Annotated in this window: 18 protein-coding genes, 1 tRNA gene and 1 pseudogene; 14 read left to right on the top strand and 6 right to left on the bottom strand. The window is 67.8% G+C overall.

The genetic code is table 11. The features are described 5' to 3' along the window. Positions 1-4: 4 nt before the first annotated feature. The gene (locus QE385_RS12540) at positions 5-622 is read right to left on the bottom strand and encodes a DUF4136 domain-containing protein (protein ID WP_307102305.1); all 618 of its coding nucleotides are present in this window, start codon (positions 620-622) and stop codon (positions 5-7) included. Between the two features lie 187 nt (positions 623-809). Between QE385_RS12540 and ykgO the strand changes: the two genes are divergently transcribed. Together ykgO and QE385_RS12530 are read left to right on the top strand one after the other, a co-directional pair. Continuing rightward, positions 810-935 carry a type B 50S ribosomal protein L36 gene (ykgO, locus tag QE385_RS12535; protein ID WP_003046794.1) on the top strand — a complete coding sequence of 42 codons (126 nt, stop codon included), beginning with the start codon at positions 810-812 and terminating at the stop codon, positions 933-935. A 39-nt stretch (positions 936-974) separates the two neighbouring features. After that, a complete protein-coding gene (locus QE385_RS12530; protein WP_307102301.1) occupies positions 975-1,604 on the top strand; it encodes an HAD family phosphatase in 630 nt (209 codons plus the stop codon). A gap of 100 nt (positions 1,605-1,704) precedes the next feature. On the opposite strand, the gene QE385_RS12525 is transcribed toward QE385_RS12530, so the two are convergent. Beyond that, positions 1,705-2,307 (bottom strand): L,D-transpeptidase family protein, encoded by a 603-nt coding sequence (locus QE385_RS12525; RefSeq protein ID WP_307102298.1) that lies wholly within the window; start codon positions 2,305-2,307, stop codon positions 1,705-1,707. A 198-nt stretch (positions 2,308-2,505) separates the two neighbouring features. On the opposite strand from QE385_RS12525, the gene QE385_RS12520 reads away from it, so the two are divergent. The 12 genes from QE385_RS12520 (at position 2,506) to QE385_RS12465 (ending at position 11,558) form a co-directional block, all read left to right on the top strand. After that, the gene (locus QE385_RS12520; RefSeq protein WP_307102297.1) at positions 2,506-3,234 is read left to right on the top strand and encodes a murein L,D-transpeptidase catalytic domain family protein; all 729 of its coding nucleotides are present in this window, start codon (positions 2,506-2,508) and stop codon (positions 3,232-3,234) included. A gap of 185 nt (positions 3,235-3,419) precedes the next feature. Then, positions 3,420-4,082, top strand: a complete 663-nt coding sequence (gene hisG / locus QE385_RS12515; protein WP_261271083.1) for an ATP phosphoribosyltransferase — start codon at positions 3,420-3,422, stop codon at positions 4,080-4,082. Beyond that, a complete protein-coding gene (hisD, locus tag QE385_RS12510) occupies positions 4,079-5,374 on the top strand; it encodes a histidinol dehydrogenase (protein ID WP_307102295.1) in 1,296 nt (431 codons plus the stop codon). The genes hisG and hisD overlap by 4 nt, the downstream gene beginning before the upstream one ends. After that, entirely contained in the window at positions 5,371-5,787 is a 417-nt protein-coding gene (gene aac(6'), locus QE385_RS12505; RefSeq protein ID WP_307102292.1) for an aminoglycoside 6'-N-acetyltransferase, read from the top strand. The genes hisD and aac(6') overlap by 4 nt, the downstream gene beginning before the upstream one ends. Positions 5,788-5,951: 164 nt before the next feature. After that, positions 5,952-6,407: a transcription antitermination factor NusB gene (gene nusB / locus QE385_RS12500; RefSeq protein ID WP_307102290.1), complete on the top strand. Its 456-nt coding sequence runs from the start codon at positions 5,952-5,954 to the stop codon at positions 6,405-6,407. Between the two features lie 16 nt (positions 6,408-6,423). Beyond that, positions 6,424-7,329 carry a thiamine-phosphate kinase gene (thiL, locus tag QE385_RS12495; RefSeq protein WP_307102288.1) on the top strand — a complete coding sequence of 302 codons (906 nt, stop codon included), beginning with the start codon at positions 6,424-6,426 and terminating at the stop codon, positions 7,327-7,329. 81 nt (positions 7,330-7,410) lie between these two features. Beyond that, a complete protein-coding gene (locus QE385_RS12490) occupies positions 7,411-9,381 on the top strand; it encodes a S9 family peptidase (RefSeq protein ID WP_307102286.1) in 1,971 nt (656 codons plus the stop codon). A 160-nt stretch (positions 9,382-9,541) separates the two neighbouring features. Further along, positions 9,542-9,760, top strand: coding sequence for a translation initiation factor IF-1 (gene infA / locus QE385_RS12485; RefSeq protein WP_007403889.1), 219 nt, complete (start codon positions 9,542-9,544; stop codon positions 9,758-9,760). Positions 9,761-9,774: 14 nt separating this feature from the next. Then, a complete protein-coding gene (locus QE385_RS12480; RefSeq protein WP_307102284.1) occupies positions 9,775-10,344 on the top strand; it encodes a nucleoside triphosphate pyrophosphatase in 570 nt (189 codons plus the stop codon). Then, positions 10,337-11,287, top strand: coding sequence for a ribonuclease (locus QE385_RS12475; RefSeq protein WP_307102282.1), 951 nt, complete (start codon positions 10,337-10,339; stop codon positions 11,285-11,287). Before QE385_RS12480 ends, QE385_RS12475 begins: the two co-directional genes overlap by 8 nt. Further along, entirely contained in the window at positions 11,284-11,451 is a 168-nt protein-coding gene (locus tag QE385_RS12470) for a DNA gyrase inhibitor YacG (protein ID WP_307102281.1), read from the top strand. The genes QE385_RS12475 and QE385_RS12470 overlap by 4 nt, the downstream gene beginning before the upstream one ends. Positions 11,452-11,482: 31 nt before the next feature. Continuing rightward, a tRNA-Phe gene (locus QE385_RS12465) sits at positions 11,483-11,558 on the top strand. Between the two features lie 230 nt (positions 11,559-11,788). Here QE385_RS12465 and QE385_RS12460 read toward each other — a convergent pair. From QE385_RS12460 to QE385_RS12445, 4 genes and pseudogenes are all read right to left on the bottom strand, one after another. Further along, positions 11,789-12,688: a pirin family protein gene (locus tag QE385_RS12460; RefSeq protein WP_307102279.1), complete on the bottom strand. Its 900-nt coding sequence runs from the start codon at positions 12,686-12,688 to the stop codon at positions 11,789-11,791. Further along, a pseudogene (locus QE385_RS12455) lies at positions 12,681-13,127 on the bottom strand (NUDIX hydrolase). Before QE385_RS12455 ends, QE385_RS12460 begins: the two are co-directional and overlap by 8 nt. Beyond that, complete coding sequence (locus QE385_RS12450) at positions 13,124-13,816, bottom strand: glutathione S-transferase (RefSeq protein ID WP_307102277.1); 693 nt, start codon at positions 13,814-13,816, stop codon at positions 13,124-13,126. The pseudogene QE385_RS12455 and the gene QE385_RS12450 overlap by 4 nt, the downstream one beginning before the upstream one ends. A gap of 4 nt (positions 13,817-13,820) precedes the next feature. Then, complete coding sequence (locus tag QE385_RS12445; RefSeq protein ID WP_307102274.1) at positions 13,821-14,105, bottom strand: BolA family transcriptional regulator; 285 nt, start codon at positions 14,103-14,105, stop codon at positions 13,821-13,823. Positions 14,106-14,143 lie beyond the last annotated feature (38 nt).

Below are 14,143 nucleotides of genomic sequence, written 5' to 3'. Positions count from 1 at the left end.
CGGCTTACTTCACCTCGATGGTGCGGCCCGACTCGCCGGGGAATTTGGTGAACAGCGCATCGGCCAGCTTGGCGGCCTGGGCCTGGGCATCGACCTTCGCCACCGCCTCGATCGGGGCGATGTTGCGCGCGCTGCCTTCCCAGATCGGCGACTGGTCGGCGCGGCGCTTGATCTGGACCGACAGCTCGGTGCCGATGATCTCCTGCGGACGGCTCTTGCCGATCGGGAAGCTGACGCCCCCGCCCAGCCCGACACCGCCGCCACGACCGCCCGAGAAGCTGCCGCCGCCCAGGCCGATCGAGAAGGGCGACGGGCGCGGCGGGCCCAGCCGGTTGGCGCGGGTGAAGGCCACGGTCGCGATATAGTCGGGCTGCGCATCACCCTGGGGCAGCGTGTAGCCGTTGCGCAGCAGCGCGGTTTCGACCGCGGCGGCATAGGTCTTGAACTCGATGCTGGCGGGGCCGGTGTTCGACAGCGGCTCGACCCGGACGGTCCCGCGCGCGATCGGCTCGCCCAGATGATAGCGAATCACCTCGGTCGGTGGCAGGCGCCCACCCGTGGTGGAACAGGCGGCCAGCGTTCCGGCGGCGGCCGCGAGGATCAGGAGCGAGCGGGCTTTCATGAGTGGGGGGCACCTTGAAGATGTTACGGATGGGCAACGCATGACATATGGGGGTTGATCCAGCGGCGGAAGAGGCCGCGTAGCGGATGACCGTCATGTCATGCCCCAACCTTGACTTGGCCGCCCTTTGCCACTAGGCGGCGACGCTTTCCAGATCACCCTCCAGTTCAAAAGAAGCGAATCGATCATGAAGATCCGCAATTCCCTGAAGTCGCTCAAGGATCGCCACCGGGACAACCGCGTGATCCGCCGTCGCGGCCGCACCTATGTCATCAACAAGACCAACCGTCGTTTCAAGGCGCGCCAGGGCTAATCGCTCTTGGGGCTGATCGAACAGGACGAGGCTGGCGGCGTGTCCGCGGCCCGTTCCGATCGGCCGACCGCCGTCATCTTCGACGTCGGTCGCGTACTCTACGACTGGGATCCCCGGATCCTGTATCGGCGCCTGATCGCGGACGATCGGGCGCTCGATGCGTTTGTCCGCGATGTCGTCACGACCGAGTGGCATTTCCAGCATGATGCGGGCCGCGACTTCGCCGACACCTCGGCGGAGCTGATCGCGCTATACCCGCAGCATCGCGACTTGATCGCCGCCTGGGGCCCGCGCTTCGGCGAGAGCATCGGCGATCCGATACCGGGGATGCATGAACTGGTCGCCGAACTCGATTCGGCGGGCGTCCCGCTGTTCGCGATCACGAACTTCAGCCATGAATTCTGGCCGCCCTTCCGGGCGCGCGAGGCGGCGTTGTTCGATCGTTTCCGCGCCATCGTGGTGTCGGGCGACGAGAAGCTGGTGAAGCCCGACCCCGCCATCTACGCCCTCGCGCTCGCCCGGTTCGGGCTGGAGCCGGGGCAGGCGGTATTCATCGACGACAATCGCGCCAATATCGATGCGGCGGCGGCGATGGGAATCCATGCGCTGCATTTCACCGACGAGGCGACGCTTCGGCCGCAGCTTCGGGAATTGGGGTTGGTGGCCTAGCCGCACGGCCAGCCCGTGCGCTTTGACTTCGCTCAGCGTGAACGGAACGCGGGAGCAAACTCCGTTCAGCCTGAGCGTAGTCGAAGGCCACGCCCCGACCTCACCGCGCCAGCGACGCCAACTGCGCCTGATTGGCCTGGCTTGCCTCGGTATCCAGCAGCGCCGGATCGAGATGATCTCCGACCATCTGGTCGGTGACGATCACATTGGTCCCGACCGTAGTGATCGAGAACAGCTTCTTGGCAAAGGCGCTGGGCAGCCGGATACAGCCATGCGAATCGGGAAATCCGGGATTGTTGCCCGCGTGCAGCGCCACGCCGTCCCAGGTCAGCCGCTGCATGAACGGCATCGGCGCCGAATTGTAGAGATTGCTGCGATGCATCTCGCGCTTCTGCAGGATCGGGAAGATGCCGACCGGCGTGTCCTTGCCATCCTTGCCCGTCGATACCGACGCCGCCGCGATCATCGTGTCGCCACGATAGACATAGGCGCGCTGCATCGGCAGGCTGACGACGACCGTCACCGGCTGGGCGACCGGATCGACCGCCGCCATTTGCGGATCGGCCCAGACGAATCGGTTGGGCGCCAGCGCGGCGGCGGCCTGGGCGATGGTGGCGGTGGCAGGCCCCTCTTCGGCGAAAGCGGGTGCGGCCAAACCCAGAGTGGTCACCCCGAGCAGGGCGGCAAAAGCGAAAGCCTTCATATCCCTTTTCCTTGGCGAGTTCATAATTTCTTAAACACGTCAAGCCACATTTGGTGCCGAGCGAAATTTTTTACGCTGAGCCGGAACTTTCGCCGAATCGATGGAACCAAGCGATCAACCGATAGGGGGAAGGGCAGAAAAACGGCCCCTTCCCTGCTATCTAGGAGTCGCGGGAATTCTGGGGTTTGAAGGATCATAATGCTCGAAAATCTGGACGCTGCGCCGGGTCGGCGCGCGCTGTTGAAGAACGCGCTGGTGTTGGCCGGGGCGCTCGCGGTTCCGGGTGCGGCAAACGCCCGGGGTCGCCTGACCGCGGGGGATCTCCGCCCACTTCGCCAGCCGCCGGTTCCGAAACATCCCACGCTGCCCGGTGCGCCCGATCCGATCCCGGCGCAGCCGATCCTGGCCTCGTCGCGGGTGGTGCGTCCGGAACTGCTGCGCGCGGCGATGGCGTCGCTGCAACGGCATAACGGACGGATCGGCCAGCGCGACCGGATGGCGATCGTCGACTTCGCGGTCGGCTCGTCCGAACCGCGCCTCCACCTGATCGATCTGGTCAGCGGCAAGAGCCAGTCGCTGCTCGTCTCGCACGGCAGCGGGTCGGACCCGTCGCACAGCGGCTATCTCCAGCGCTTCTCGAATGCGTTCAACTCGAATGCCAGCAGCGAGGGTGCCTTCCTGACCGACGATTATTATGTCGGCAAGCATGGCCGGTCGCAGCGTCTGGTCGGGCTCGATCCGACCAACGACAATGCGCTGGGCCGCGCGATCGTGATCCATTCGGCCTGGTACGCCAATCGCGACATGATCCGCACCCATGGCATGCTGGGCCGCAGCCAGGGCTGCTTCGCGGTCGGCGAGAGCGACTTGGACCGGGTGTTCGCCAATCTCGGCCCCGGCCGGATGATCTACGCCGCAAAGGTGTAAATCCCATCCTCCCCAAGCTTTGCTTGGGGAGGGGGACCGCCGCGAAGCGGTGGTGGAGGGGCAGGGGCGTTCTCGACAGGGTGACACCCCTCCGTCATCGCTGACGCGATGCCACCTCCCCTTGCAGGGGAGGAAGGGAAACGACATTGCGATCCCCGATGGCGGGGGTTAAGCCCCCGATCCTCATGGTCCAGCCGCTCATCATCGCCGTCCCCAAGGGACGCATCCTGGCCGAGGCGCTGCCGCTGCTCGCCGCCGCCGGCATCCGGCCCGAACCGGCCTTCACCGACAAGGACAGCCGCGCGCTGCGCTTCGCGACCGATGTCCCCGGCATCGAGCTGATCCGCGTCCGCGCCTTCGACGTCGCCACCTTCGTCGCGCATGGCGCGGCACAGCTGGGTATCGTCGGATCGGACGTGCTGTCCGAATTCGGCTATTCCGAGCTGTACGCGCCCGTCGACCTGAAGATCGGCCATTGCCGCATCTCGGTCGCCGAGCCCGTCGCGATGGCGGAGGGCGACGATCCGCGCGGATGGAGCCATGTCCGCGTCGCGACCAAATATCCGCATATCACCAGCCGCCACTTCGCCGCGCGGGGCGTGCAGGCCGAGTGCGTCAAGCTGAACGGCGCGATGGAGCTGGCCCCGACGCTGGGCCTGGCACCGCGCATCGTCGACCTGGTGTCGTCGGGCCGCACGCTGAAGGAAAACGGGCTGGTCGAGGTGGAGGTGATCGAGGAGGTCACCTCGCGGCTGGTCGTCAACCGCGCTGCGATGAAGACGCGCAGCGCCGTGGTGCCGCTGGTCGAGGCGTTCCGCCGCGCGGTGGCCGAGAGGGAAGCGGCATGATCCGGCTGAACACGCAAGAATCGGGCTTTGCCGCCGCGTTCGACGAACTGGTCGATGCCCGGCGCGAGAGCGATGCCGATGTCGCGCGCGACGTGCAGGTGATCCTGCGTGCGGTGCGCGACGATGGCGAGGCGGCGGTGGCGGCCTTCACCAAGCAGTTCGACGGACACGACCTGGCCGAAACCGGCTGGCGGATCGAACCGGCCGATTGCCGCGACGCCTATGACGCGCTGGAGCCCGAACTGCGCGCCGCGCTCGACCTCGCCGCCGCGCGCATCCGCGCCTATCACGAAAAGCAGAAGCCGACCGACACCGACTATGTCGATGCGCAGGGCGTACGGCTGGGCGCGCGCTGGACGGCGGTCGACGCGGCCGGAATCTATGTCCCCGGCGGCCGCGCGGCCTATCCCTCCTCGCTGCTGATGAACGCGATCCCCGCCAAGGTGGCCGGGGTCGAGCGGCTGGTGATGGTCACGCCGACCCCGAAGGGCGAGATCAACCATCTCGTCCTCGCCGCCGCGCATCTGGCGGGGGTGGACGAGGTATGGCGGGTCGGCGGCGCACAGGCCGTGGGCGCGCTGGCTTATGGTGCGGGCCGCATCCAGCGGGTCGATGTCGTCACCGGCCCCGGCAATGCCTGGGTCGCGGAGGCCAAGCGCCAGGTCTATGGCATGGTCGGCATCGATATGGTCGCGGGCCCCTCCGAGATCGTCGTGGTGGCCGACGGCAAGAACGACCCCGACTGGATCGCCGCCGACCTGTTGAGCCAGGCCGAGCACGACACCGTCACCCAGTCGATCCTGTTCACCGACGATACCGACTTCGCGACCCGCGTGGCCGAAGCCGTCGACCGGCAGATTCCCGAACTGGCGACCGCCAGCGTCGCGCGCACCGCCTGGGATGCGAATGGCGCGATCATCGTGGTCGATTCGCTGGAGGCCGCGATGCCGCTGGTCGACCGGCTCGCGCCCGAGCATCTGGAACTGGCGGTGGACGATCCGCAGGCCCTGTTCGACCGGCTGCGCCATGCGGGCTCGGTGTTCCTGGGCCGCCATACCCCGGAAGCGATCGGCGATTATGTCGCCGGGCCGAACCATGTCCTGCCCACGGGGCGCCGCGCGCGCTTCGCCAGCGGGCTGTCGGTGCTCGACTTCATGAAGCGGACCAGCTTCCTGGGCCTGACCGAGACTGCGCTGGCCGAGCTCGGCCCCGCGACGGTGGCGCTGGCGCATGCCGAGGGGCTTCCGGCACATGCCAAGTCGGTGGCGCTGCGGTTGCGGCTCAACCGATGATCGTCGCGCCCGCCGCGCCGGAGCATCGGGAAGGATGGCTGGCGTTGCGGGCGGCGCTCTGGGGCGAGGAGGCGGGCGATCCGGCGGATTTGCCCGAGGGTGACGGCAATTTCGTTGCAATGGAGAATGGCCGGGTGATCGGCTTTGCCGAGGCGGCGGTGCGGCGGGATTACGTCAATGGCTGCGACGGCTCGCCGGTGCTTTTTCTCGAAGGGCTGTATGTCGATCCGGGCCATCGCCGCCAAGGGGTGGCCGGGGCGCTGGTCGCGGCGGTGGCGGATTGGGGCCGGGCGCAGGGCTGTGCCGAGTTCGCGTCAGACGCCGAGTTGGCCAATACCGACTCGCATGCGATGCACCGCGCGCTGGGGTTCGCCGAAACCGAGCGGGTGGTGTATTTCCGTCGGGAGTTGTGAGGGTTTCGGCCCTTGGCCTTCGACTTCGCTCAGGCTGAACGGGGCTTAGTATCCAGCCCAGTTCCCCAACCTCCGTTCAGCCTGAGCGAAGCCGAAGGCCACGTCCCACCCAGCCTCTCCCAAAATACGTGACGAATTGGCGACAGCCCGGTAAAGGCCCGCCAATGACTCGTCCCACCGCCCGTACCCAGGCGCGCGCCGCCGCGCGCCTTGCCGCCGTTCAGGCGCTTTATCAGCACGACATGGAACAGACGCCGCTGGCCACGCTGCTCCACGAATTCCACAATCACCGCATCGGCGCGACCATCGAGGATGTCGAATATGCCGATGCCGACATCGATTTCTTCGACGACATCGTGAAGGGCGTGCATGCCCGCCTGGGCGAGATCGACCGGGCGATCGAGGACAAGCTGGCCAAGGGATGGTCGCTGAACCGGCTCGACAAGCCGATGAAGGCGATCCTGCGCGCCGGCACCTACGAACTGCTCGCGCGGCACGACGTGCCGGTCGGCGCGGTCATCAGCGAATATGTCGACGTCGCCCACGCCTTTTACGAAAAGCGCGAATCGGGCTTCGTCAACGGCCTGCTCGACGCGATCGCCAAGGTCGCGCGGGCCTGAAGCCCCACCCGCCCCGATGACCGAGGCGGAGTTCATCGCCGCGTTGCGCCGGATGCCGCTGCATCCCGGCGCGCGCGGGCTGATTGACGACAGCGCGGTGCTGACCGCCGCGCCGCTGGTCGTCACCACCGATACGCTGGTCGAGGGGGTGCATTTCCTGCCCCATGACCCGCCCGCCGATGTGGCGTGGAAGCTGGTCGCGACGAACCTGTCCGACCTCGCCGCCAAGGGGGCGCTGGTCGAGGGCGTCCTGCTCAACTATCCGCTGGGCGACGCCGCCTGGGACCGCGCGTTCCTCGCCGGGCTCGACGCCGTGCTGACCCGGTTCCAGGCCCGGCTGATCGGCGGCGACACGGTGACGATGCGCGGGCCCCGGACGCTGACGCTGACCGCCTTCGGCCGCGACGCCGCCGCTCCGTCGCGCGACGGGGCCAAAGCGGGGGACGGCCTGTGGGTCACCGGGACGATCGGCGATGCCGGGCTCGGTCTCGCGATCGCGATGAAGGGCGATGGCCCCACCGCCCTGCGCGACGCCTATCGCCGCCCCGTCCCGCGCCTGGCCGAAGGCCGCGCGCTGGGCCCCGTGGTTCATGCGATGATGGACGTGTCGGACGGCCTGCTGATCGACGCGATGCGCATGGCGGGCGCGAGCGGGCTGGCGGTGGCGATCAACCTCGACTCGGTCCCGCTCTCCGCCGAGGCGCGCAGCCATGGCGGCGAGGATCGCGCCGCCCGGCTGGCCGCGGCGACCGCGGGCGACGATTACGAACTCCTCTTCGCCCTGCCCCCCGACACCCCGCCCCCCGTCGCGGCGACGCAGGTCGGCCAGTTCGGTCCGGGCGAAGGCCTGCGCCTGTTCGACGCTGGCGGCCCGGTTCCCCTGCCCGCACGGCTTGGTTTCGAGCACGCGCCCTCGCGCTGAATTTCCTTTTCCACGCCGATCGCCCACTGCTAACCTGCATCATCAGGGCATGGGGAGATCGCCCGGCCAAGGGGGGATAGCGTGACGACGGGTGTGACGAGGATGCTGGGCGCGTCGGTGATGACGCTTGCCCTGATGAGCCTGACCGCGATGACTCAGGACCAGGCCGCCCCGCCGCCCACGGCCGCCAGTCCGTCGGCGGCCGCCGCGCCCGTCCCGGTCGAGGCCTTTGCCGCGCTGCCCGAATTCGACAGCCCGGCCTTGTCGCCCGACGGCACCCGCATCGCCGCCAAGCGCGCGATCGACGGCAAGCAATATCTGATGGTCGCCCCGCTGATAAAGGGACAGGGCAAGCCTGCGCTGGCCGCGCTCAGCGACAAGGTCGACGTGAATTGGTGGCGCTGGGTCAATGACGAATGGCTGGTCGTCGGGCTGGGCAGCCAGGACACGATCCGGGGCGAGGATTATTACGTCACCCGCCTGATCGGCATCCGCGCCGACATGACCAAGATGGTGCGGATCGATTGGGAGAATTCGGGCTTCCGCGCCGACGAACTGCTGTGGACCGCACGCGACGGCAGCACCCGCATCCTGTTCGCCAAGCAGACCGGCATCTACGAGATGCAGGACGTCTATCCGTCGGTGTACGAGGCGGATGTCGCGACCGGGCGGGTCAAGCGGATCGCCTCCGGCCAGACCGATGTGTGGGACTGGTATGCCGATGGTGACGGCCAGTTGCGCATGGGCGTGCGCTATAGCGACGACACCCGGCAGAAGAGCGTCCTCTATCGCCGGTCCAATGCCGAATCGTTCCACACCATCGCACGCGCCAATGGCCGCAAGGACGAATCGGTGTTGATTCCGCGCATCTTCCGCGCCGACGGCACCGCACTCGCGATCGATGACAGCGACGGCTATGACGCACTCTACGAAGTCACGCTTCCCGACCTGAAGCTGGGCCGCAAGCTCAGCAGCGTCACCGGCTATGACATTGACGGGGTCATCGGCAACGAAGCGGGCAACGACATTTCCGCCATCCGCTATACCGACCAATCCTATCACGACGCCTGGACCGATCCGCGGATCAAGGAATTGCAGGGTCTGATCGACAAGGCCGTCGCGCCGCGTCGCGCCGAGATCACCTCCTGGGACAAGGTGCGGAACCGCTTCCTGGTCGAAGTCGGCGGCGCGTCCCAGGCGGGCGCACTCTATTATTGGGACATCGATTACGGGACCATGCAGTTCCTGACCTGGAACAATGCGCAGTTGCGCGGGCGGCGCCTCTCCCCGGTGCGCAGCGTCCGCTATAGCGCGCGCGACGGCACGTCGATCGAGGCGATACTGACATTGCCGCGTGGCAAGTCGGACAGGAACCTGCCGCTGATCGTGCTGCCCCATGGCGGGCCGTTCGCCCGCGATTCGGAAAGCTGGGACTGGTGGACCCAGTATCTGGCGGAGCTGGGCTATGCCGTGATCCAGCCCAATTATCGCGGCTCCTCCGGCTATGGCACCGCTTTTGCCCGCAAGGGAGAAGGCGAATGGGGCCTGAAGATGCAGGACGACCTCAACGACGCGGTCACCTATCTCGCCAAGGAAGGCATTGCCGATCCCAAGCGGGTCTGCATGGTCGGCGCCTCCTATGGCGGTTATGCGGCCATGCGCGCGGCACAGCGCGACGGAGCGCTGTATCGCTGCGCCATTTCCTATGCGGGCGTCTCCGACCTTCAGGCGATGAAGCGCTACGACTCGCGCTTCCTGTTCAGCAAGACGCGCGCCGACTGGCTGCAGAAACAGGCACCCGACTATCACGCGGTGTCGCCGCGTTTCGGCGCCGCCGACATGACGATCCCGCTGTTGATCGTGCACGGCAAGGCGGACAAGCGCGTGCCCGTCAACCAGTCGCGGATGATGGTCGCGGCGCTGAAGGCGGCGGGCAAGCCGGTCAATTACATCGAACAACCGCTGGCCGACCACCATTTCACCCGCGCCGAGGACCGGCTGGAATTCCTGAAAGCCATGGCCGCCTTCCTGGCCAAGCATAACCCGGCCTGACCGTTCCCTCGCGGTTGCGGGGGGCCGCTCCCCACCTTGCCGAAGGCGTCCCGCAACCCCATATCCCAGGTAGATTCGGCGCGCCTTTCCTTTTGGGGCCATTGCGGCTATGGCGGCGCCTCTTCGACATACCCTATAACACGACGAACCGAGGTATTTTTTGGCCAAGGAAGAACTGCTCGAGATGCGCGGCCGCGTGGTGGAACTCCTCCCCAACGCGATGTTCCGCGTCCAGCTCGAGAATGATCACGAGATCCTGGGGCATACGGCAGGCAAGATGCGCAAGAACCGCATCCGCGTGCTGGTCGGCGACGAAGTGCTCGTCGAGCTGACGCCGTACGACCTGACCAAGGGCCGGATCACCTACCGCTTCAAGTGAGCGACCGGCCCCACATGCCGCTCGTCCTTGCATCCTCCTCCCCGCGCCGCCGCGATCTGCTGGCGCGGCTGGGAGTCGTGCCCGACCGAGTCGCCTCCCCCGATATCGACGAAGCGCCGCGCGCCGCCGAGCTTCCCCGCGTCTATGCGCTGCGGCTGGCGGTGGAAAAGGCGCAGGCCGTCGAGCGTGCCGAGGGCGAGATCGTCGTCGCGGGCGACACCACCATCGCGCTGGGCCGCCGCATCCTGCCCCCCGCCGAGACCGAGGCGGTGCAGCGCAAGCTGCTGCGCCTGATGTCCGGACGGCGGCACCATGCGCTGTCGGCGGTGTGCGTGATCGACGCGACCGGCAAGGCGCGCACCCGGCTGGCCGACACCATCGTCGCGTTCAAGCCGCTCTCCGAGGACGAGATCGACGCCTATGTCGCGTGCGGCGAGGGGCTGGGCAAAGCGGGCGGCTATGCCATCCAGGGCCGCGCCGAGGCGTTCGTCCGCTTCCTGCAAGGGTCGCATTCGGGGGTGATCGGCCTGCCGCTGTTCGAGACCCGCGCCCTGTTGAAAGCCGCCGGGCTGCCACTTGTCTGAATGGCTCTATGAGGCCGGGATCGGCGAGGCACGCGCCGCGCTGGTCGCGGATGGCCGGATCGTCCAGGCCGCAATCGAGCCGACCGCCACCCTGACCGTCGGCACGGTGGCCGAAGGGCGGCTGGTCGAACTGCTCCCCGGCCGACAGGGCCGGGTGACGCTGGCGGGCGGCGGCGAGGTGCTGCTGTTGCCGGTGCCCAAGGGGATGACGCAAGGCTCCGCGCTGACCGTCATCGTCACGCGCGAGGCGATCCCCGAGCGCGGCCGCGCCAAGCTGCCCAAGGCGCAACAGGCCCCCGACGACGCGACGCCCGCCCCCGGCCCCGATCTGCGCGCCCGCATCGCCGCCACCGGCCTGCCGGTCCGCGAATTGCGCGCGCATCAGGCGGACGATCTGGAAGCGGCGGGCTGGTCCGAACTGCTCGACGAGGCGGTGACGGGCGAGATCGGCTTTGGCGCGGGCGTGCTGCGGATGACGCCGACCCCGGCGATGACGCTGTTCGATGTCGACGGCTCGCCCCCGCACGAGCCGCTGGCGATCGCGGCGGCGCGTGCGGTGGCCGGGGCGATCCTGCGCCACGGCATTGGCGGGTCGATCGGGATCGATTTTCCGACACTGGAGGGCAAGGGCCCGCGCCAGGCGGTGGCGGAGGCGCTGGATGCCGCGCTCCCCCTTCCCTTCGAGCGTACGGCGGTCAACGGCTTCGGCTTCCTCCAGATCGTGCGCCCGCGCCCGCGTGCCTCGATCCCCGAGCGGCTAGCGATCGACCCCGTCGGTGCCCGTGCCCGCGCGATCCTGCGCCAATGGGAGCGTGAGCCGCCCGGCCCGGCGATGGTCCACCGGCTCCCCGGCCCCCTTTACGATCGATTGATGGCCCAGCCCGACTGGCGCGACGAATGCGCGCGCCGCACGGGCCGCCCGCTGCAACTGGAACGCGCATGACCACCTGCCCCATCTGCGACAAGCCGACCGCCGCCGACCACGCCCCCTTCTGCTCGCGCGGCTGCAAGGACCGCGACCTGCTGCAATGGCTGGGCGAGGGTTATCGCATTCCGGTCAAAGAAAATGACGAAGAGGGGCTGGACACGGGACAAAGCCACCCGTAAAGGCACGCCTCCAATCGCAATCGCGGTGTGGGCCCAAGTAGCTCAGTTGGTAGAGCATGCGACTGAAAATCGCAGTGTCGGTGGTTCGATCCCGCCCTTGGGCACCATTTTTCTGACATCGATGATGTTTTGACGGTTCGTTTCTGGCGGGCTGTTTTCGCGTGGCTGGCGTTGACCCATGGCCTTCGACTTCGCTCAGGCTGAACGGGGCGTAGGATCGGGTCCTGTTTACAAACATCCGTTCAGCCTGAGCGAAGTCGAAGGCCACGCCCCACACCACTCCCCCTACCCAACCCTCCCCTGACGGGAGAGGGGCTTCAGGGTTACGGGCTGCTCCTCACGGATAACTGACGGTCTTCGGAATCTCCGGAATCTCGATCCGCTCGGCATCGTCCCCCGGCACGGTCGGAAACTCCCGCGCGCGCCAGGCCCGCTTGGCCTCCTCGATCCGTTCGCGGCGGGAGGAGACGAAATTCCACCAGACGTGGCGCGGCGTGGTGAACGCATCGCCGCCGCACAGCATCACCCGCCCGCCCGATTCGGAGCGCAGCGTCGCCGCGATCCCCGGCTTCAGAATATAGAGCCGCTGCGGCTCCAGCGGCATCCCCTCCAGGCTCGCCTCGCCCAGCGCGCAATAGACGGCGCGTTCCTCGGCGGAGGCGTCGATCGGAATGCTCCCGCCCGGCTCCAGCGCGATGTCGGCATAGATGGTGCCCGCATAGGTGGTCGTCGGCGCACGCTCTCCCCACAGCTCGCCCATGATGACCCGCGCGATCGCGCCCTGCCCCTGAATCACCGGCAGCGCCTCGGCCCCGATATGCTCGAAGGCGGGGTCGATCTCCTCCTGCGCTTCGGGCAGCGCCAGCCAGGTCTGGATGCCCGACAGGATCGACCCCTGCGGCCGCGTCTCGCCGGGCGAGCGTTCGGAATGGACGATGCCGTGCCCGGCGGTCATCAGATTCACCGCCCCCGGCTCGATCATCAGGTCGGTGCCCAGCGAATCGCGGTGCCCCAGCGCGCCGTCGAACAGATAGGTCACGGTCGACAGGTTGATATGCGGATGCGGCCGCACGTCGATCCCCGATCCGGGCGCCAGCTGCGCCGGGCCCATCTGGTCGAAGAACAGGAAGGGGCCGACCATCGTCCGCTCCTTGTTGGGCAGCGTCCGGTGCACCTTGAACCCGCCCAGGTCGTGGGTGGACGGTTGCAGCGTGCGCAGCAGGAAATCGTCAAACATGGGTCGCCTCCGTGGCGTCGAGCAGCTCGATCAGGTCGGTCGGGAAATAGGGTTCGGCGTGCGCGGCCAGTTCGTCGCGGGTGAACCAGCGCTAGCTCTGCATGACCCGCTGTTCGAGCGCGGTATGGCCCGCGCCCGTCACCTCATGCGCGTCGATGTCGACGCGGAAATAGCGTTCGTCGGCATCCACCTCGACCCCCTCGATGGTGCGGAATTCGACCTGCCGCCGGGCGACCTGCGGCCCGCAATCGCGGTCGAGCCCGGTTTCCTCCAGCAGCTCGCGGCGCGCGGCGTCCTCATAGCTCTCGCCCGGATCGACCGCGCCGCCCGGCGTGCACCAGAAGGGCGGGCGATCGCCGGGGGTGAAGCGGAACATCAGCGTCCGGCCCGCCCCATCCACCAGGAGGATGCGCGCGGCGGGACGGGGCAAGCGGGTCATTCGGCATCAAGCTCCGGATAATGGCGGAAGATTCCGTCTTCATTGAACGCCTGTCGCCGCTCGCTGTCCAGATAGGCGGCGATGCCGGGCAGGGTCTTCACACGGTCGTGCAAGCCGATCAGCGCGGGATAGTCGCCTTCGACCGCCGCCATCCGTTTCGGGAACATGTAGCGCAGGCCCGCGACCAGCTGGAACAGCGAGGTGTCGACCGGCGACCAGCGTCCGCCCGCCATCCAGTCGCGGTCCTCGAGCGCATCCTCGAAATAGCCGAGGAATTTGGGGATTCGCTCGCCCCGAAACTGCGCGGCGGCGCGCGCGGCCTCGGGCTTCTGCTCGTGATAATAGGCGCCGGTCGCGACCGGGTGATGGACGTTGTGGACCTCGGCCACCATGTCGCTGATCGTCAGTTGCAGCTGGTGGAGCCAGAGACGCTCCCCCTCCGGCGCCAGGTCGTGCCGCTCGGTCAGCCAGTGGAGGATGTTGGCGACCTGCACGATCGCCTGTCCCCCGGCACGCAGATAGGGCGGCGCGAAGGGCGGGCGATCGCCCTTGCGCATATCCGCGAGCAGCGCCTCCGCGCCCTCCACCACGCCCCGGTCGCGATAGGGCAGACCTGCGGCCTCCAGCGCCAGCCGGACGAACTCGCCGCGTCCCGGCAGGCCGGGCCAGTACCACAGGTCATAGGGCATGGGCTTATTCTCCGGGCGCCTTCGCGCTGATCGCCAGCGCATGGATACGCTCGGACAACAGATCGGCCAGCGCGTGGTTCACCCGGCGCTGGCGGGCGACGCGCGACTCCCCGGCGAACAGGGGCGATTCGACGATGACGCGAAAATGGCTCTCGCCGGTGCCGTCATCGCCCAGATGGCCGCGATGCATCGCGCTTTCGTTGATGACCTCCAAATGGGTGGGGGCCAGCGCCTGCGTCAGGCGGGCGGTGATCTGGTCGGCGACAGGAGCGGTGGTGATATCGGTCATGGCCCCTATATAGACGGTTTTTCGGGACAAGCGGATAG

Source organism: Sphingomonas sp. SORGH_AS_0950 (assembly GCF_030818415.1).
In the GTDB taxonomy this organism is placed as follows: Bacteria; Pseudomonadota; Alphaproteobacteria; order Sphingomonadales; family Sphingomonadaceae; genus Sphingomonas.
The sequence above is the reverse complement of the archived record's forward strand: the minus strand, read 5'-3'. Positions and strand labels throughout refer to the sequence as shown.